This is a genomic window from Plantactinospora sp. CA-294935 (assembly GCF_050936445.1).
Classification (GTDB): domain Bacteria; phylum Actinomycetota; class Actinomycetes; order Mycobacteriales; family Micromonosporaceae; genus Plantactinospora.
In genome coordinates this window covers 2559954-2577916 of record NZ_JBNJMU010000001.1, presented here as the reverse complement: position 1 = coordinate 2577916, position 17963 = coordinate 2559954, and the positions used below count along the sequence as shown (strand labels likewise).

16 protein-coding genes are annotated in these 17963 nt (G+C 71.1%); 7 read left to right on the top strand and 9 right to left on the bottom strand.

The window, feature by feature from the left end:
• Window positions 1-46 precede the first annotated feature (46 nt).
• Window positions 47-1645: a glycosyltransferase family 2 protein gene (locus ACQEVC_RS11550; protein ID WP_432876148.1), complete on the top strand. Its 1599-nt coding sequence runs from the start codon at window positions 47-49 to the stop codon at window positions 1643-1645.
• Here the strand turns inward: ACQEVC_RS11550 and ACQEVC_RS11545 are convergent.
• Entirely contained in the window at window positions 1608-2471 is an 864-nt protein-coding gene (locus ACQEVC_RS11545; protein WP_432876146.1) for a TetR/AcrR family transcriptional regulator, read from the bottom strand. The genes ACQEVC_RS11550 and ACQEVC_RS11545 overlap by 38 nt on opposite strands.
• Before the next feature lie 85 nt (window positions 2472-2556).
• Here ACQEVC_RS11545 and ACQEVC_RS11540 point away from each other — a divergent pair, with 85 nt between their 5' ends.
• The 4 genes from ACQEVC_RS11540 (at window position 2557) to ACQEVC_RS11525 (ending at window position 5221) form a co-directional block, all read left to right on the top strand.
• A complete protein-coding gene (locus ACQEVC_RS11540) occupies window positions 2557-4167 on the top strand; it encodes an ABC-F family ATP-binding cassette domain-containing protein (protein ID WP_432876144.1) in 1611 nt (536 codons plus the stop codon).
• Between the two features lie 103 nt (window positions 4168-4270).
• The gene (locus ACQEVC_RS11535) at window positions 4271-4447 is read left to right on the top strand and encodes a helix-turn-helix domain-containing protein (protein ID WP_432876142.1); all 177 of its coding nucleotides are present in this window, start codon (window positions 4271-4273) and stop codon (window positions 4445-4447) included.
• Window positions 4444-4869 carry a hypothetical protein gene (locus ACQEVC_RS11530; RefSeq protein ID WP_432876140.1) on the top strand — a complete coding sequence of 142 codons (426 nt, stop codon included), beginning with the start codon at window positions 4444-4446 and terminating at the stop codon, window positions 4867-4869. The genes ACQEVC_RS11535 and ACQEVC_RS11530 overlap by 4 nt, the downstream gene beginning before the upstream one ends.
• 76 nt (window positions 4870-4945) lie before the next feature.
• The gene (locus ACQEVC_RS11525; RefSeq protein ID WP_432876138.1) at window positions 4946-5221 is read left to right on the top strand and encodes a DUF397 domain-containing protein; all 276 of its coding nucleotides are present in this window, start codon (window positions 4946-4948) and stop codon (window positions 5219-5221) included.
• Between the two features lie 66 nt (window positions 5222-5287).
• Here ACQEVC_RS11525 and ACQEVC_RS11520 read toward each other — a convergent pair whose 3' ends face one another.
• Together ACQEVC_RS11520 and ACQEVC_RS11515 are read right to left on the bottom strand one after the other, a co-directional pair.
• A complete protein-coding gene (locus ACQEVC_RS11520; protein ID WP_432876136.1) occupies window positions 5288-5983 on the bottom strand; it encodes an anti-sigma factor family protein in 696 nt (231 codons plus the stop codon).
• Entirely contained in the window at window positions 5980-6495 is a 516-nt protein-coding gene (locus tag ACQEVC_RS11515; RefSeq protein ID WP_432891299.1) for a sigma-70 family RNA polymerase sigma factor, read from the bottom strand. Before ACQEVC_RS11515 ends, ACQEVC_RS11520 begins: the two co-directional genes overlap by 4 nt.
• A gap of 365 nt (window positions 6496-6860) precedes the next feature.
• On the opposite strand from ACQEVC_RS11515, the gene ACQEVC_RS11510 reads away from it, so the two are divergent.
• A complete protein-coding gene (locus ACQEVC_RS11510; protein ID WP_432876134.1) occupies window positions 6861-8990 on the top strand; it encodes a PhoX family protein in 2130 nt (709 codons plus the stop codon).
• Window positions 8991-9063: 73 nt separating this feature from the next.
• Here ACQEVC_RS11510 and ACQEVC_RS11505 read toward each other — a convergent pair whose 3' ends face one another.
• Entirely contained in the window at window positions 9064-9846 is a 783-nt protein-coding gene (locus ACQEVC_RS11505) for an IclR family transcriptional regulator (RefSeq protein WP_107262179.1), read from the bottom strand.
• Window positions 9847-9998: 152 nt separating this feature from the next.
• Between ACQEVC_RS11505 and ACQEVC_RS11500 the strand changes: the two genes are divergently transcribed.
• Window positions 9999-11294, top strand: coding sequence for an MFS transporter (locus ACQEVC_RS11500; protein WP_432876132.1), 1296 nt, complete (start codon window positions 9999-10001; stop codon window positions 11292-11294).
• Between the two features lie 99 nt (window positions 11295-11393).
• Here ACQEVC_RS11500 and ACQEVC_RS11495 read toward each other — a convergent pair whose 3' ends face one another.
• From ACQEVC_RS11495 to nuoK, 5 genes are all read right to left on the bottom strand, one after another.
• On the bottom strand, window positions 11394-12437 hold the full coding sequence (locus tag ACQEVC_RS11495) for a polyprenyl synthetase family protein (RefSeq protein WP_432876130.1): 1044 nt from the start codon (window positions 12435-12437) through the stop codon (window positions 11394-11396).
• Between the two features lie 66 nt (window positions 12438-12503).
• Window positions 12504-14063: an NADH-quinone oxidoreductase subunit NuoN gene (gene nuoN, locus ACQEVC_RS11490; RefSeq protein WP_432891296.1), complete on the bottom strand. Its 1560-nt coding sequence runs from the start codon at window positions 14061-14063 to the stop codon at window positions 12504-12506.
• A gap of 34 nt (window positions 14064-14097) precedes the next feature.
• Window positions 14098-15633, bottom strand: a complete 1536-nt coding sequence (locus ACQEVC_RS11485) for an NADH-quinone oxidoreductase subunit M (RefSeq protein WP_432876128.1) — start codon at window positions 15631-15633, stop codon at window positions 14098-14100.
• Window positions 15634-15715: 82 nt separating this feature from the next.
• On the bottom strand, window positions 15716-17632 hold the full coding sequence (gene nuoL, locus ACQEVC_RS11480; RefSeq protein WP_432876126.1) for an NADH-quinone oxidoreductase subunit L: 1917 nt from the start codon (window positions 17630-17632) through the stop codon (window positions 15716-15718).
• A 13-nt stretch (window positions 17633-17645) separates the two neighbouring features.
• Window positions 17646-17963, bottom strand: coding sequence for an NADH-quinone oxidoreductase subunit NuoK (gene nuoK / locus ACQEVC_RS11475; RefSeq protein WP_199187664.1), 318 nt, complete (start codon window positions 17961-17963; stop codon window positions 17646-17648).

The window sequence follows — 17963 nt, the reverse complement described above, 5'->3', positions numbered from 1 at the left end:
GAGGAATCGGGCAGGTGAACCTGCGGAGAATGGAGACCAACGCCCGATGAGCGCGCCGGACGTCAGCGTGGTGGTGCCGGTCTACAACACCATGCCCTATCTGACCCGGTGCCTGGACTCGCTGGTCCGGCAGACCATCGGCCTGCCCCGGATGCAGGTCGTCGCGGTGGACGACGGCTCGACCGACCGCAGCGGCGCCGAGCTGGACCGGTACGCCGCCCGCTATCCCGAGGTCTTCACCGTCATCCACCAGCCGAACTCGGGTGGCCCGGCCGGCCCGTGCAACCGGGGCCTCGACGCCGCCACCGGCCGGTACGTCTTCTTCGTCGGCGCCGACGACCACCTCGGCCCGGAGGCACTGGACCGCCTGGTCACCGCCGCCGACGCCTGGGACTCCGACGTGGTGCTCGGCAAGGTGGTCGGGGTCAACAGCCGGCACATCTACCAGGACATCTTCGCCCGCAACGCGGTCGACGTGGACCTCTTCGACTCAGCCCTGCCCCGGTCGTTGGCCAACACCAAGCTGTTCCGCAGGGATCTGCTCGACCGGCACGGCATCCGCTACCGCGAGGAGCTGCGGATCGCCAGCGACCTGCCGTTCACCCTGGAGGCGTGCTACCGGGCCCGGCGGATCTCGGTGCTGGCCGACTACGAGTTCTACTACGCCGTACGCCGGTTCAGCGCCACCAACATCACCTATCTGAGCCGGCATCTGGAGCGGCTGCGTACCGTCGAGGCGAACCTGGCATTCGTGGCCGACCTGATCGAGCCGGGCAAGCGGCGCGACGCCATCATGGTGCGCCGGTTCGACCACGAGGTCGCCAAGCTGGTCGAGGACGACCTGCTCCGGCTCGACCGGGAAAGCCAGCAGGCGGTGCACGACGGCGTCGGGCGGCTGGTGGCGGAGCACCTGACCGAGGAGATCGCCGAGCAGTTGGGTGCCGAGACCCGGATCCGGCTCGCGCTGACCCGGGACGGCAGCCTCGACGACCTGCTCGCGGTGATCCGGCAGGATGCCGAGGTGGGGGTGCCGGCGACGCTGGTCGAGGGTGCCCGGCGGTACGCGGCGTACCCCGGGTTCCGCGATCCGGCGCGCGGCCTGCCGGACTCCTGTTTCGACGTGACGGCGGTGCCGGAGTGGCCGGCCAAGCTGGACGCCACCGGTTTCGGCTGGGAGGACGACGAGCGGGGCGAGCGGGTGCTGACGATCACCGGGTACTCGCCGCTGCCGGACCTGGCCGGGGCCGGTGCCGACCCGCTCACCGTGAGCGCGGAGGAGATCCCGGCCGAGACCGTGGTGATCGCCCGGGGCGACGCCGGCAGCACGGTACGGGTCAGGTTCCGCGCCGCCGACCTGCTCGACGGTGGCATCGCGACCGGCCGGCGCCGGATCGTCTCGGCCCAGGTGGGCCCCTTCGACCCCGACCGGGCGCTCGGCGCGAACAGCGCGGCGGGTGCGGGTGGCGCGGCGGCGCTGCGGGCGCCCCGGCTGGACCGGGCGGTGCCGCTGGTACGCCGCCGTGGCGCCCGGCTCTATCTGCTCACCCCGACCCGGGACGAGTCCGGCCGGCTGATGATCTCGGTCGTGCCGGTCACCCCGGGCCGGGTCACCGCCCGGTTGCGCCAGAAGCTCCGCCGCCGCTGACCGCTCCGGGCCGGCGGCCGACCGCTCCGGGCCGGCGATCGGCGGGCAGGCCGTCGAGCAGGTACGCCAGCCCGCGCCGGAAGGTGTCGTCCTCGTCCCGGTCGTCCAGGTGCCCGGTCTCGACCAGCGTGGGATAGCGCTCCCGCTGGGCAGCGAGGTGCTGCCGGGCGGCCTGCCTCGACCCGGGATCGTCGAGCCGTCGCCACGACGAGAGCGTGACGGCGGCCCCGATGACGTAGTTGGCCAGCGCGTGCGTGGCGGCGCTCAGGTCCGGCTCGACCAGCCCGGCCCGGCGCAGCGCGGACTGGAGGAACTCGGTCCGGGTCAGCACGTTCGGCCCGAGCAGCGGCCGGCCGACCAGCGCCGCCGACCACGGGTGCCGGAGCATCGCCGCCCGCCAGCCGAGCAGCAGCGTCTCGACATCGCTCCGCCAGTCCCCGGTCGGCGGCTCCTCGGTCGTCTGCGCCGTTGTCGTCGGCGCCGTTGTCGTTCGATCCGTTGTCGGCGCCGTTGTCGTCCGATCCGTCGTCGGCGCCGTTGTCGTCGGATCCGTCGTCTGCGCCGTCGTCGTCCGATCCGGTTCGGGTAGGGGCACCTCGCCGAAGATCTGGTCCAGCGCCAGGTCGAGTACGTCGTCCTTGTTGGTCACGTGCCAGTAGAGCGTGGTCGACCCGGCACCCAGCCGCTCGGCGAGCCGGCGCATGGTGAGCCCGGCGACGCCCTCCCGGTCGAGCAGCGCGACCGCTGCGGCGACGATCCGGTCCCGGTGCAGCGGCGGTCCGCTGCGGCCCGGGGAGCGCGGAGGTCGCAACCACACACCTGTCATGCCCGGATTCTAGTCCGGTGTTCCGGCTCTAGAACGTTGTTCTAGACTCTAGAACGTCGGTCTAGATGCCTCGCCGGAGGTCCCCGTGGCACACGTCGAGATCAGGCACCTGCACCACCGACTGCCGGACGGGCGGCCACTCCTCGACGACGTCTCGTTCCGGGTCGGCGACGGGATCACCGCCGCGCTGGTCGGGCCGAACGGCGCCGGCAAGACCACCCTGCTCCGACTGGTCGCCGGAGACCTGACCCCGACCGCCGGCGAGATCGTCACCTCCGGCGGGCTCGGCGTGATGCGCCAGTTCATCGGCACCATCCGCGACCACCGCAGCGTCGGCGACCTGCTGCTCTCGGTGGCACCCGAGCGGATCCGCCAGGCCGCCGCCGAACTTGCCGCCGCCGAGCACAGCCTGCGCGAACGCGACGACGAGCCGGCCCAGCTCCGCTACGCGCACGCCGTCACCGAGTACGTCGAGGCCGGCGGCTACGACCTCGAAGTCGTCTGGGACGCCGTGACCACCGAGGCGCTCGGGCTGCCGTACGAGCGGGCCGCCTGGCGGGACGTCAACACCCTCTCCGGCGGCGAACAGAAACGACTCGTACTGGAGGCGCTGCTGCGCGGCCCCGACCAACTGCTGCTGCTCGACGAGCCCGACAACTACCTCGACGTACCCGGCAAGCAGTGGCTGGAACGGCAACTGCGGGCCAGCACCAAGACGGTGCTGCTGGTCTCGCACGACCGGCAACTGCTCGCCGAGGCGGCCGACCGGATCGTCACCGTCGAGGACCGGCAGGTCTGGGTGCACGGCGCCGGTTTCACCAGCTATCCGGCCGCCCGGCGGGACCGGGTCGACCGGCTAGACGACCGGCGCCGCCGATGGGAGGAGGAGCACGCCCGGCTCCGGCACCTGGTGCACACCGCCCGGCAGGGCGCCGCTCGCAACGACGCGCTCGCCTCGGCGTACCGGGCGGCGCGGAGTCGACTGGCCCGGTTCGAGGAGACGGGACCACCGACCCGGCCGCCGAAGGAGCAGAACGTGCGGATCCGGCTGCGCGGCGGACGTACCGGCAAGCAGGCCCTACTCTGCCAGCAGCTCGAACTGACCGGGCTGATGCGCCCGTTCGACCTGGAGATCTGGTACGGCGAACGGGTCGCCGTGCTCGGCTCCAACGGCTCCGGCAAGTCGCAGTTCCTCCGGCTGCTGGCCGGGGCCGATCAGGTCCCGCATCGGGGCACGGTGCGGCTCGGCGCCCGGGTCGTACCCGGGCACTTCGCCCAGACCCACGCCCGCCCGGACCTGTACGGCCGCACCCCCGCCGAGATCCTGATGACCGGGCACGCCCTGCTCCGTAACGACGCGATGGCGGCACTGGCCCGCTACGAGATCGCCCCCGCCTGGGACCAGCCGTTCCAGAGCCTCTCCGGCGGGGAGCAGGCCCGGTTGCAGATCCTGCTGCTCGAGCTGGCCGGGGCGACCCTGCTGCTGCTCGACGAGCCGACCGACAACCTCGACCTGGCCAGCGCCGACGCGCTGCAACGCGGCCTGGAGGGCTTCGCCGGCACGGTCCTCACGGTCACCCACGATCGCTGGTTCGCCGCACACACCGACCGCTATCTGCTGTTCGGCGCGGACGGCCGAGTGGTGGAGACCGACGAGCCGGTCTGGACCGAGGGCCGGGTCGGCCGGCCGCGCTGAGTTTTCTGCCGCCGGCAGCTTCGGCCCGGAGTTTTGACACTACCGTCCGTATCCCGATACGGGTCGTGCCTGGACAAACAGTCTCGTCCGGGGAGGATCCGCCATGCCGTCCACCGACCAGCGATCTTCGGTGCCGAAGCGCCAGCTCGGCCGCTATCTCAAGCTGGCCCGCGAGGAGGCCGGGGTGGCCCTGGAACCCTCCGCCCGCACCCTGGAGTTCTCCCGCGCCAAGATGTACCGCATCGAACGCGGCGAGGTCGCGCTCCGACCATCGAGGTGACCGCCATGTGCCAGCTCTACCGGGTCACCGCCGAGATGACCGACGTCCTGGTCAGTCTCGCGAAGGCGACCAAGGCCGAGGGCTGGTGGCACGCCTACGGCGAGGCCGTCCCCTCCTGGTTCGAACTTCGTCGGCACGGAGGAAAACGCCGCCCGAATCCGCAAGTACGATTCCTTTCTCTCCCAGGGTTGCTCCAGACGCCGGACGACGCGGCGGCCTACTTCCGGAGCGTGCCGGGCCTCACCGAGCAGGAGGCAGCGGCGAAGGTGAGCTGGGCAGCCGGAGCCGCCCCGTTCAGCATCTTCGAGTTCCCGCAGGTCGGCACCCGGCCGCCCGAACAGACCACCATCTACAGCGAGAACATGACCGGGGCGATCTATCTCGACAAGCCGGCAGAGGTGGCCGCCTACGATGAGATATAGCGGCAGCTCGATGAGCTGGCACTCAGCCAGGAGGACTCCGAGGACCTGCTCGCCGTCACCATCGGGGAGGCCGTCGATGACTGAACTGACCGGTGTGACGTGGCGCAAGAGCAGCCGCAGTGGCCAAGGGAACTGCGTCGAGGTGGCCAGTGCGTCTTGGCGCAAGAGCAGCCGCAGCGGTCAGGGTGATTGCGTGGAAGTGGCCGGTAATCTCTGCGGGCTGGTCGGGGTGCGGGACAGCAAGGAGCCGGACGGCGCCGTGTTGGCCTTCAGTCCCACCGCCTGGCGACCCTTCCTCGGTAGGTTGTCCGTAGGCGACCAAGATTCTTGTCGAACTGTGGTTAACAGCTAACCGTAATTCGCCAAGAATCTTCGCGGCACCGCCGCTCGCGAGGCTGGCGCAGGCGGCGACCGCGACCTACGGGACGTCGTAGGCGAGCAGCGGGGTGTTGTCGTACCGGAGGAGTTCCAGGCGGATCAGCTCGGACCTGGTGAACCGGGTGACGCCGGTGAAGGTGGCGTCGTCGCCGGGAGCGGCGAGCCAGGAGCCGATCTGCTCCGTCTCGCCGTTCGGGCCGTGCGCCACCAGCCGGAACGTGTACGCCTTGGTGTAGTCCCTGGTCTTCGCGTACTGGCAGCGCATCGTGATCACGGTGCCCCAGCGCGTACCGTCGAAGCCGATCTCGGCGCTGACCGGCACGTTGCCGCGGACCGGCTGCATGGCGACCATCCGCACCTCGACGTCGGTGCCGGGGTTCCGGTCGCCGACCACCGGTACGGCGACCCCGAACCCGAGCACGGCGGCCAGCGCGGCGGCGACCAGGGCCAGTCCACCGGTGCGGAGCCGGCCGCGTCGGCGCTCCCGGTGCCGGCGGGCCCGGGCCTCGTCGAGCAGCTTCGGCAGCCGTTCACCGGTGCTCGGTGCGGTGGCGATCTCCGCCAGCCCGGCGGGATCGAGCCGGCCCAGCAGTCCCGGCAGTACCGCGATCTCGGCGACCGCCTCCCGGCACGCCGGGCAGCCGGCCAGGTGCCGCTCGTACGCGGCCCGCTCGGCGGGAGACAGGGCGCCCAGCACGTACGCCCCGTCGTCGTGGGCGTACTCGCAATTCGTCACCCGGTCACCCCCATCTCCGCCAGTACCAGTCGCAGCGACCGCAGCGCGTAGTGCGTTCGCGACTTCACCGTGCCGGGCGGTACGCCCAGCCGGGCGGCCGCCTCGGTCACCGACCGGCCCTGGTAGAAGCACTCCACCAGCACCTCGCGGTGCGACGGCGAGAGCCGGTTGAGCGCCTCCGCCACCGTCCAGGCCTCCACCGCCCGGTCCGCCTCGTCGACCACCTGCGGCGGCTCGGGCAGTTCGTCGGTGATCACCTCGCCGATCCGGGCGCTGCGCCGCCGCCAGGCGTCGATGGCGAGGTTGCGGGCGATGGTGAAGAGCCAGGCCCGCACCGGCCCCCGCTGCGGGTCGAGCGCCTCCGGATGCCGCCACGCCCGCAACAGCGTCTCCTGCACCAGGTCCTCGGCCCGCTGCCGGTCGCCGCCGGTCAGTCGCAGGGCATGCGCCAGCAGCGCGTCACCGTGCTCGTCGTGCATGGCGCGCAGCAGTTCGGCGTCCTGGTCGCTGATGTCTCCTCGCCTCCCGCCCGCTCAGGTCCGACCAGCCCCGGCTCTCGGTTTCACGCATCCGCCGCCAGGACGGTTCAACCGAAGGCGGGCGAGATGCTCGGACGGGGTGAACTCAGGACGGGACGGCGGGACGACATCGGCCTACCGGCCGGGCCCGGTCACCCTGCCGGACATCCCGGCGTCGGCCCGACGGACGACAGTGTCCGGAACAGCCCGCTTCCTGGGGATGTTCACCCGTGGTTCACCGGACCGCCGGGCGCCGCTCACGGCGTACTCCTAGCGTCCGGCAGGCACGCGCCCTCGTGCGCATTACCCGAGGCGTCATGGGCGCGCATCCCTGACATTGGCGAGGAGGCTCCATCTCCATGACCGAGCGACCCCGGCTGCTCCCCCTGCTCGGCCCGGCGGGCCACGGCGGGCGCGACGCCATGACCTGCATATACCGTTGCGGAAACGCCTGTGCGCACCCGGTGCCCAACGAGTCCGACAACCCGTACTTCGGCGACGTGGTCCAGGCCGAGGTGAGCCGGCGCGGAGTCGTCCGGGCCGGCGCGGTCGGCGCGCTGGTGCTCGGCTTCGGCGGCGCGGCGGCCGGCGCACTCGCCGGATCGCCGGCGATGGCCGCTCCTGGGAACGGATCCGGCCCGGCCCTGCCCGAGGTGGACAGCTTCACCCCGGCCCGGCGGCCCGGCAACGCGGCGCTCACCTTCAAGCCGATCCCGCCGAACAAGCTCGACAACCTGGTGGTGCCGAACGGGTACGACCACTCCGTGGTGATCCGCTGGGGCGACCCGGTGCTACCCGGCGCATCCGGCCTGGACGTGCACAAGCAGACCGCCGCCCGGCAGTCCCAGCAGTTCGGCTACAACAACGACTTCGTCGGCGTACTCCCGCTGGACCGCAAGGGCGAGCGGGCGCTGCTGGTGGTGAACCACGAGTACACCAACGAGAACCTGATGTTCCCGAACTTCACCACCTTCGACGCGATGAGCGTGGAGCAGATCCGGGTGGCGATGGCCGCGCACGGGCTCTCCGTGGTGGAGTTGGAGCGGGTCGGCGAGACCGGCGAGTGGAAGCCGGTGCGCAAGGGCAGGCTGAAGTACAACCGGCGGATCACCGCGCACACCACGAAGTTCGAGTTCACCGGCCCGGCGGCCGGCTCGGCCTGGCTGAAGACCGGGGCGGACCCGAAGGGCCGGACCGCGATCGGCACCCTGAACAACTGCGCCGGCGGGATCACCCCGTGGGGCACCGTGCTCTCCGGCGAGGAGAACTTCAACCAGTACTTCGTCGGCGCCGACGGGGCACCGGAGGCACTCAAGCCGAAGCTGGCCCGGTACGGCATCAGCACCACCGCCCGCTACCCCTCGGACAGCCGCAAGTGGGAACGCGCCGACGAGCGGTTCGACCTGGCGAAGCACCCCAACGAGGCGCACCGGTTCGGCTGGGTCGTCGAGGTCGACCCGTTCGACCCGGAGTCGAGGCCGCGCAAGCACACCGCGCTGGGCCGGTTCAAGCACGAGGGCGCGAACGTCATCGTGGCCAAGGACGACCGGGTCGTGGCGTACATGGGCGACGACGAGCGGTTCGACTACCTCTACAAGTTCGTCTCGGACAAGAAGTTCAAGAAGGGTGACTCCTGGACCGCCCGGGAGCACAACCTCACCCTGCTGGAGTCCGGCACCCTCTACGTCGCGAAGCTCGACCAGACCAGCGCGGGCGAGATCGACGGCTCGGGCAAGCTGCCGGCCGACGGCGCGTTCAACGGCCGGGGTAGGTGGATCAAGCTGGTCCGGGGCAACACGTCGTACGTCCCCGGCATGACCGCCGCCGACGTGCTCACCTTCACCCGGCTCGCCGGTGACGCGGTCGGAGCGACCAAGATGGACCGGCCGGAGGACGTCGAGCCGAGCCAGCTCACCGGCAAGGTGTACGTGGCGCTGACCAACAACACCAACCGGGGTGTCGGAACCAACCCGAAGGCCGACGAGGCGAACCCGCGGACCAACAACAAGCACGGGCACGTGCTGGAGCTGGTCGAGGACCGGGGCGACAACACCTCGGAGACGTTCGCCTGGTCGGTGCCGATCGTCTGCGGCGACCCGACCGACGCGTCGACGTACTTCGCCGGCTACGACAAGACCAAGGTGTCGCCGATCTCCTGCCCGGACAACGTGGCGTTCGACGGCTCCGGCAACCTCTGGATCTCCACCGACGGCAACGCGCTGGGCAGCAACGACGGCCTTTTCGCCACCGCCATCGAGGGACCGGAGCGCGGGCACCTCAAGCAGTTCCTCACCGTGCCGGTCGGCGCGGAGACCTGCGGGCCGTTCATCACCACGGACAACCGCTCGGTCTTCGTCGCCGTGCAGCACCCGGGCGAGCTGACCGGGGCGTCGCTGGAAAACCCGGCGTCGAACTGGCCGGACGGCGACTTCGCCAAGCCCGGCGTGGTGGTCACCTGGCGCCTCGACGGCGACGTCGTCGGAAGCTGACCTGAGCAACGCCTCCTCCGTGGTCTCCTGCTTCCCCTCCGGGGGTAGCAGGAGACCACGTTCCGGTTCGGGGTCAGGTTTCGGTGGCGAGGCCGTCGGCGACGGCGCGGGCCACCGCGAGCAGCTTGGCCCGGACCACCCGGGCCGAGGTCATCATCTCGGCGGCCGGCAGCGCGCAGGCGAGCACCACCCGCCGCTCCATGTCCTTGTCCGGGGTGACCAGCACGGCCGCGCAGGCGACGCCGTGCCGGAACTGGCCCAGTTCCAGGTGCATCCCGCGCCGGTCGCCGGCCGCCAGGTCCGCCTCGAACGCGTCGGCGGCGACCAGGGTCGCGGAGGTGAACGGCCGCATGCCGTACTCGCGGAGGTAGCGGAACCGCTGCTCCGGGGTGAGGGTGGCCAGCAGCGCCTTGCCGAGCGCGGTGGCGTGGGCGCCCTCGTCGAAGCCGGGCACCAGGTCCTCCAGGTACGGCGACCGGGGCCCCTCGGCGAGCGCGGTGATCGCCACCTGCCCGCCGACGAACCGACCCAGGTAGTGGCTGTAGCCCGTGTCCGAGGCGGCCCGGCGCAGCGACTCGCCCACCGCCGGCGGCCCACGGAACGCGGTGACCAGTTCGCGGTACCGGTCCGCCACCTCCAACCCGACGATGTACGTGCCGTCTTCGCGCCTGATCACGTAGCCCTCGTAGGCGAGCGTGCGCACCAGGTGGTACGTGGTGGCCACAGTCAACTCGCAACGCCGGGCAATCTGTTTCACGGTCAGGCCCTTCGGTGCCCGTCCGACCGCTTCGAGCACGCGCAAGGCACGCGACACGCTGCGGATCAGGTCCGAAGGTTCCGCCAAGGGGTCGCGCACAACCACCTCCGCCGCCGGGGACTTACAGAATATGAAAAACCGGGCGCCTGCGAAATGCCCGATCGGATTGAGGATGCCAGATCTACGACGACCGTGCGTACAGCGACGGACACGATCGGTTCATACGGGTAGCTCGCGTAGGCTCGTCCCAAATGGCCGATCTAACCGCTGACACCCCGGAATCCGTAACCTTTGTCCGGCCGACTCGTACCGTGCTCGCCGCTGCGGTCATCACGGTGGCCGGGGTACTGCCGGTCTTCCTGATCGGCGGACTCGCCGTGCAACTCGGCGCCGAGTTGGACTTCTCTCCCGCCGGGCTGGGACTGGCCGTCGCGGTCTACTTCGGCGTGAGCGCGCTCGCCTCCGTCCCGTCCGGCGCCCTCGTCGAGCGGTACGGCCCGACCGCCGCCGCCCGGGCCAGCCTGCTGCTGGTCGCCGCCGCGATGCTGGCGGTCGCCGCCGTGGCCCGCTCCTACCCCGTGCTGCTCGCCCTGCTGGCGGCGGTCGCCGTGGCCAACCCGCTCGGGCAGATGTCCAGCAACGCCACCCTGGCGCACCGGGTGCCGCCCGGCCGGCAGGGCCTCTCCTTCGGGATCAAACAGGCCGCCATTCCGGCCGGCACCCTGCTCGCCGGGGCCGCCGTACCGGCGCTGGCGCTGACCGTCGGCTGGCGCTGGGCGTTCGTCGCCGCCGCCGTACTGGCACTGGCGATCCTGCCGGTCGTACCGACCGGTCAGCGGCAGGTGGCGGACCCGGCAGCGCGGCGCGGCGGCCGGGCGACCGGGGCGCTGGTCGCCCTCGGCGTGGCCGGCACCCTGGCGGCCGGATCGGCGAACGCCCTCGGCACCTTCCTGGTCGACTCCGCGGCGGCCCGCGGACTCTCCCCGGGAGTCGCCGGGCTGGTGCTCACCCTCGGCGGCGCCGTCTGCCTGCTCTCCCGGATCCTGATGGGCGCACTGGCGGACCGCCGCTCCGGCGGCCACCTCAACACCGTCGCCGCGATGCTGGTGGTCGGTGCCGCCGGGCTGGCCCTGCTGCACCTGGCCGCCCCGCTGGCCCTGGTGGTCGGCGTGGTACTCGCGTTCGGCCTGGGCTGGGCCTGGCCCGGGGTGCTCAACTTCGCCGTGGTCCGGCTGCATCCGCAGGCACCGACCACCGCCACCTCGATCACCCAGACCGGGGTGTACGCGGGCGGCTGCCTCGGCCCGCTCGGCCTCGGTACCCTCGCCGAACACCTCGGGTACCCGACGATGTGGCTGGTCGCGGCGGCGGCGATGCTGCTCGCCGCCGGGCTGATGCTGGTCGGCCGGCGGATGCTGCTGACCTCGCTCCGGCGCCGGGCCGACGGCGCCACCCCGCCGGTCGGTGGTTCGGCCCGGGTGCCCCGGCAGCGTCGTAGGCCGGCCGAACACCACGAGACCGGTGAGACGGATTCCGCCGTGGCGTGACTCCCGCCCCGTCCACCCCCGACCGGACAGCGCCGCCACGGCGTCGTGCGGCGCCGTCAGCCGGTGTCGCGAACAGGTTCGACCGGCGTGCCGGGCGGCTCAGCCGGTGCGGTCGGCGATGAAGTCGCAGAGCGATTCGAGAGCCTGCCGGGGGCCGGTGTCGGGCAGCGGGGCGAGGCAGGACCGGGCCTCCTCGGCGTAGCTGCGGACGGTCTCCCGGGCCCGCTTCAGCGCCGGAGACTCGCGGAGCAGGCCGAGCGCCTCGGCGTGCAGCGCGTCGTCGGTGATCGGGCCGAGCGAGAGGATCTCGCGCAGCCGTACCGAGGCCGCGTCGCCGTCGTCGGCGCCGAGCGCGTAGAGCACCGGCAGGGTCGGCACGCCCTCCCGCAGGTCGGTACCGGGGGTCTTGCCGGACTGCACCGACTCGGAGGAGATGTCGAGCAGGTCGTCGGAGAGCTGGAAGGCGACCCCGATGGTCTCGCCGTACCCGGCCAACGCCTCGATGTGCATGGCCTGGGCGCCGCCGAACATGCCGCCGAACCGGGCCGAGGTGGCGATCAGGGAACCGGTCTTCTCGGCGATCACGTTCAGGTAGTGCGCGACCGGGTCGGCGTCGCGCGGGCCGACGGTCTCGGCGATCTGCCCGTGCACCAGCCGGGCGAACGTCCGGGCCTGCAACCGGACCGCCTCGGTCCCGAGGTCGGCGGCGATGTCGGCGGCCCGGGCGAAGAGGTAGTCGCCGACCAGGATCGCCACCGAGTTGCCCCACCGGGAGTTGGCGCTCGGCGCACCCCGGCGCACCGGCGCCTCGTCCATCACGTCGTCGTGGTAGAGCGTGGCGAGGTGGGTGAGCTCGATCACCACCGCCGCCGGTACGACCTGCGGGGCGGCCGGATCACCGAACTGGGCGCCCAGCGCCACCAGCAGTGGCCGGAACCGCTTGCCGCCGGCATCGACCAGGTGCCGGGCCGCCTCGTCCACCATGGGATCGGCGCTGGCGACGTTGTCGCGCAGCTCCGTCTCCACCCTGGCCAGCACGCTGGCCACCGATGCTTCCACGCGGGCATCCGCGAACTCGAGCCCGATCGTGTCCAGCCCGAGCGCCGCCATGCCGCCAGCCGTTCCCCCCACGCCTTCAACCATGCCACACCCGCCGGCCAACCCCTGGTCGGGGGCGGTTGACCTCGGAACGGGCGTGGGGGCGGCCCGTCATCGGACGAATTCGGCGGCGCCGTTGGCGAGATCCAGCAGTGGCGCCGGGGCCACCCCGAGTACCAGCGTGGCGACGACCCCGATCATCAGGGCCGCCGCGGTCAGCCCACCCGGCAGCGACACCGTCGGAGTGGACTCGCCCGGCTCGGAGAGCCACATCATCACCACGACCCGCAGGTACGGGAAGGCGAGGATCATGCTGGTCAGCACACCCGCGATCACCAGCCAGACCTGACCGGCGTCGAGCGCCGCCCCGAACACCGCGAACTTGCTGGTGAAGCCGCTGGTCAGCGGGATACCGGCGAAGGCGAGCAGCAGGAAGGTGAAGAGCCCGGCGTAGAGCGGCGAACGCCGGCCCAGCCCGGCCCACCGGGACAGGTGGGTCGCCTCGCCGTCCGCGTCCCGGACCAGGGTCACCACGCCGAACGCGGCGAGCACCGTGAAGCCGTACGCGACGAGGTAGAACATCGTGCTGGACAGCCCGTCCTTGGAGAGCACCAGGGCACCGACCAGCAGGTAACCGGCGTTCGCCACCGAGGAGTACGCGAGCAGCCGCTTGATGTCCGTCTGGGTGACCGCGAGCACCGCCCCGACCAGCATGGTCAGTACCGCGATGGCACCGAGCACCGGAGTGAAGTCCCAGCTCGCCCCGGAGAACGCGACGTGCAGCACCCGGAGCAGACCACCGAACGCGGCGACCTTGGTGCAGGCGGCCATGAAGCCGGTGATCGGGGTCGGTGCGCCCTGGTAGACGTCCGGGGTCCAGACGTGGAACGGCGCCGCCGCGATCTTGAAGAGCAGGCCGATGGAGAGCAGCGCGAGCCCGGCGAAGAGCAGCACCTCGCTGGCGGCCGAATCGGTGACCGCGGTCCGGATGGTGCCGAAGTCGACGCCGCCACCGGAGCCGGTGCCGCCGGCCCCGACCGTGAAGCCGTAGACCAGCGCCATGCCGAAGAGGAAGAACGCCGAGGCGTACGAGCCGAGCAGGAAGTATTTCAGCGCCGACTCCTGGCTGAGCAGCCGCCGGCGCCGGGCCAGCGCGCAGAGCAGGTAGAGCGGCAGCGAGAACGCCTCCAGCGCGATGAACATCGTCAGCAGGTCGTTCGCGGCGACGAAGAGCAGCATGCCGGAGACGGCGAACAGGGTCAGCGGGTAGACCTCGGTCGCCCCGCCCTCGTCGGCGGCCTGCCGCTGGTCCTCCGGCGACCCGACGGTGACCGCGGCGTGCGCCACGAACGCGCCGCCGCGCTGCACCGACCGCTCGCCGATCAGCAGCAGCGCCATTCCGGAGAGCACCAGGATCGCGCCCTGGAGGAAGAGCGTCGGGCCGTCGACCGCGACCGCGGAGCCGGCGGTGACCAGCCGGTCGTGCGCGTTCAGCACCACCGCGACCAGCGCGCCGGTCACGGCCAGCAGGCCGAGGACGAGCTGCGTGTAGTGCCGGCTCTTCCGGGGGACGAACGCCTCGACCAGGATGCCGAGCACGGAGGCTCCGAAGAGCACCAGGATCGGTGCCAGAGCCGCGTAGTCGATGTCCGGCAGCTTGAGATCCATTATCGGACCTTCCTTACGTACGCGACTGGCAGCCGGCTCACCGGTGTGCCTCCTGGACGGTGCCCACCGTCGGCGCCGGGTCCTGCGTGCCGAGGTCCTGCTCCATGGTGGCCTGGACGGCGGGGTTGATGACGTCGGTGACCGGCTTCGGATAGAAGCCGAGCAGCAGCAGCAACGCGATCAGCGGGGCGACCACGACCTTCTCCCGCACCGACAGGTCCCGCCGCATCCCCTCCACCCCGGACAGCGCCGGGTTCAGCGTGCCCTGGGTGGTTCGCTGGATCATCCACAGCACGTACGCGGCGGCCAGGATGATCCCGACGGTGGCGATGATCGCGACCGGCTTGTTCACCGTGTAGGTGCCGATCAGCACCAGGAACTCGGAGATGAACGGCGCCGTGCCGGGCAGTGCCAGCGAGGCGAGACCGGCGAAGAAGAACACCCCGGCGAGCAGCGGTACCAGCTTGCCGGCGCCGCCGAAGTCGGTGATCAGCGCCGAGCCGCGCCGGGCCACCAGCATGCCGACCACCAGGAAGAGCAGCCCGGTGGCGAGGCCGTGGTTGACCATGTAGAGCACCGCGCCGGTGCCGGCCTGGGTGGTGAAGGCGAAGAGCCCGACCCCGATGAAGCCGAAGTGCGCGATCGAGGTGTACGACACCAGCCGCTTCAGGTCGTTCTGCCCGACCGCCAGCAGGGCGGCGTAGATGATGCCGATCAGCGCCAGCGCGATGGCGTACGGGGCGAACCACTTCGACGCCTCGGGGAAGAGCGGCAGGCAGTACCGCAGGATGCCGAAGGTGCCGACCTTGTCCAGTACCCCGACCAGCAGCGCGGCGGCTCCGGCCGGGGCGGCGCCACCGGCGTCCGGCAGCCAGGTGTGGAACGGGAAGAACGGCGCCTTGATCGCGAAGGCGAGGAAGAAGCCGAGGAAGAGCCAGCGCTCGGTGCCGGTGGAGATGTCGATCTGGGTCAGCGCCTGCCAGTCGAAGGTCTTGCCGCCGACCACCCAGAGCCCGATCACCGCGGCCAGCATGAAGAGGCCGCCGACCAGCGAGTAGAGGAAGAACTTCACCGCCGCGTACTGCCGCTGGTGGCCGCCGTAGCTGCCGATCAGGAAGTACATCGGGACGAGCATGACCTCGAAGAACACGTAGAAGAGGAAGACGTCGGCGGCGGCGAAGACGCCGATCATCGTGCACTCGAGGAAGAGCAGCAGCGCGAAGTAGACCGGCACGGAGCGCTTGGACTTCTCGGCGTCGTGCCAGGAGGCCAGGATCACCAGCGGCACCAGCAGGGCGATCAGCATCAGCATGACCAGCGCGATGCCGTCGGCGGCGAAGGTGAAGTTCACCCCCCAGCGCGGGATCCACGAGTACGACTCGCGGAGCTGGAGCCGGTCGCCGCCGGCCTCGAAGGCGATCCACATGAAGACGGAGAGCACCAGCACGGCCAGCGACCAGCCGAGCGCGATCCGCTTGGCCAGCTCGGCACGGCTGGCCGGCAGGAAGACCACCACCAGCGCGCCGACCAGCGGCGCGACGGTGAGCACCGAGAGGAAGGGGAAGTCGGACATTATTCGGCCTTACCTCCGTCGTCAGTGCCCGGCCGGTCGAGGTCGCCCGGCCGGTTCAGCGCGGCCGGTGGGTTGTGGTGGGTCACGCCAACCACCCCAGTTGGACCGCCAGGAACGCCGCCACCACCAGCACCGCGCCGGTGAGCATGGACATCGCGTACGACCGGACGAAGCCGGTCTGGAGCCGGCGCAACCGGCCCGATCCACCGCCGACCGCGGCGGCGAGCGCGTTGACCAGCCCGTCGATGCCCCGGTTGTCCAGGAAGACCAGTGCCCGGGTGAGGAAGATGCCCGGCTTCTCGAAGACCGCCTCGTTGATCGCGTCGGTGTAGAGGTTGCGCCGGGCCGCCCGGACCACCGGGCCGGCCGGCTGCTCCACCAGCGCGGTGCCGTTGCGGAACAGCAGCCAGGCCAGGCCGGCGCCGAGCACGGTCAGGCCGAGCGAGAGCACGGTGATCACCGTGTGCGAGAGCACCGGCTCGTGGTGCTCGCCGTGCCCGAGTACCGGGGTCAGCCAGTCGGCGACCGGGGTCGCCATCAGCCCACCGGCGACCACCGAGCCGAGGCCGAGCAGGACCAGCGGCACGGTCATGACCGCCGGGGACTCGTGCGGGTGCTCGATGTCCTCGGTCCAGCGCTTCGGCCCGTGGAAGGTGAGCACGAAGAGCCGGGTCATGTAGAAGGCGGTCAGTCCGGCGCCGAGCAGCGCGGCGCCGCCGTACAGCCAGGCGGTCCAGTCGTCGCGGGCGAACGCCTCGACGATGATCGGCTCCTTGGTGAAGAAGCCGGAGAACGGCCACATGCCGATGATCGCCAGCCAGCCCAGCCCGAAGGTGATCCAGGTGATCTTCATGTGCCTCGCCAGCCCGCCGAACCGGCGGATGTCCACCTGGTCCTTCATGCCGTGCATCACCGAGCCGGCCCCGAGGAACATGTTGGCCTTGAAGAAGCCGTGTGCCAGCAGGTGGATGATGGCCAGCGCGTACGCCCCGCCGCCGAGGCCGACGCCGAGGAACATGTAGCCGATCTGGCTCACCGTCGACCAGGCGAGCACCCGCTTGATGTCGTCCTTGGCCGCGCCGATGATGCAGCCCATCAGCAGGGTGAGCGCGCCGACGCTGACCACGATGGTCTGCAGCGTCGGGTCGAGCGAGAAGATCGGGTTGGACCGGGCGATCAGGTAGACGCCGGCGGTCACCATCGTGGCGGCGTGGATCAGCGCCGAGACCGGGGTCGGGCCCTCCATCGCGTCCGGTAGCCAGGCCTGGAGCGGGAACTGGCCGGACTTGCCGGTCGCGCCGAGCAGCAGCAGCAGGCCGAGAGCCAGCACCGTGCCGCCGGCGAGCTGGCTGGCGCCGTTGAAGACGTCGGCGTACTGGGTGCTGCCCAGGGTGGCGAACATGATGAAGATCGCGATGGCCAGGCCGGCGTCGCCGACCCGGTTCATCAGGAACGCCTTCTTGCCGGCGGTGGCCGCGCTCGGCCGGTCCTGCCAGAAGGAGATCAGCAGGTACGACGCCAGACCGACGCCCTCCCAGCCGACGTAGAGCATCACGTAGTTGTTGCCGAGCACCAGCAGCAGCATCGCCGCGACGAACAGGTTGAAGAACCCGAAGAACTTCCGCCGGCCGGCGTCGTGCGACATGTAGCCGACCGCGTACACGTGGATCAGGAAACCCACGCCGGTGATCAGCAGTACGAAGACCGCGGCCAGCGGGTCGAAGAGCAGTCCGAAGTCGACGTGCAGGTCGCCGACCGCGATGAAGTCCCAGAGGCTCAGCTCGACCGAGCGGTTCTCCAGGCCCCGCAGCGAGAAGAAGTAGGTCAGGCCGAGCACGAAGATGGCGCCGACGCTGGCCACGCCGAGCCAGTGCCCCCACCGGTCGGCACGCCGGCCGAGCAGCAGGAGGATCGCCGCGCTGACCAGCGGGATGGCCACCAGCAGCCACACGCTGCCCAGCAACCCCGTGGCGTGGGCGTACTCCACAGAATGTTCCACTGGTGGGCCCCTCTTAGTACTTCAACAGGTTGGCGTCGTCGACGCTCGCCGAGCGCCGAGTCCGGAAGATCGTCATGATGATGGCCAGCCCGACCACGACCTCGGCGGCGGCCACCACCATGACGAAGAACGCCATGATCTGACCGTTCAGGTCGCCGTTGATCCGGCTGAACGTGACCAGCGCGAGGTTGGCCGCGTTGAGCATCAGCTCGATGCACATGAAGAGGACGATCGCGTTGCGCCGGATCAGCACCCCGACCGCACCGACCGTGAAGAGCAGGCAGGCGAGGATCAGGTAGTGGTTCGGCGACACCGACAGGAAGTCCGACAT

Coding starts and splice junctions, on each gene's coding strand:
- ACQEVC_RS11485 (WP_432876128.1), bottom strand. CDS start 15,633: ATGTCCGACTTCCCCTTCCTCTCGGTGCTCACCGTCGCGCCGCTGGTC.
- ACQEVC_RS11545 (WP_432876146.1), bottom strand. CDS start 2,471: ATGACAGGTGTGTGGTTGCGACCTCCGCGCTCCCCGGGCCGCAGCGGA.
- ACQEVC_RS11500 (WP_432876132.1), top strand. CDS start 9,999: ATGGCCGATCTAACCGCTGACACCCCGGAATCCGTAACCTTTGTCCGG.
- ACQEVC_RS11535 (WP_432876142.1), top strand. CDS start 4,271: ATGCCGTCCACCGACCAGCGATCTTCGGTGCCGAAGCGCCAGCTCGGC.
- ACQEVC_RS11495 (WP_432876130.1), bottom strand. CDS start 12,437: ATGGTTGAAGGCGTGGGGGGAACGGCTGGCGGCATGGCGGCGCTCGGG.
- ACQEVC_RS11550 (WP_432876148.1), top strand. CDS start 47: ATGAGCGCGCCGGACGTCAGCGTGGTGGTGCCGGTCTACAACACCATG.
- ACQEVC_RS11510 (WP_432876134.1), top strand. CDS start 6,861: ATGACCGAGCGACCCCGGCTGCTCCCCCTGCTCGGCCCGGCGGGCCAC.
- ACQEVC_RS11525 (WP_432876138.1), top strand. CDS start 4,946: ATGACTGAACTGACCGGTGTGACGTGGCGCAAGAGCAGCCGCAGTGGC.
- nuoK (WP_199187664.1), bottom strand. CDS start 17,963: ATGTCGGACTTCCTGTCGGTGTCGCCGAACCACTACCTGATCCTCGCC.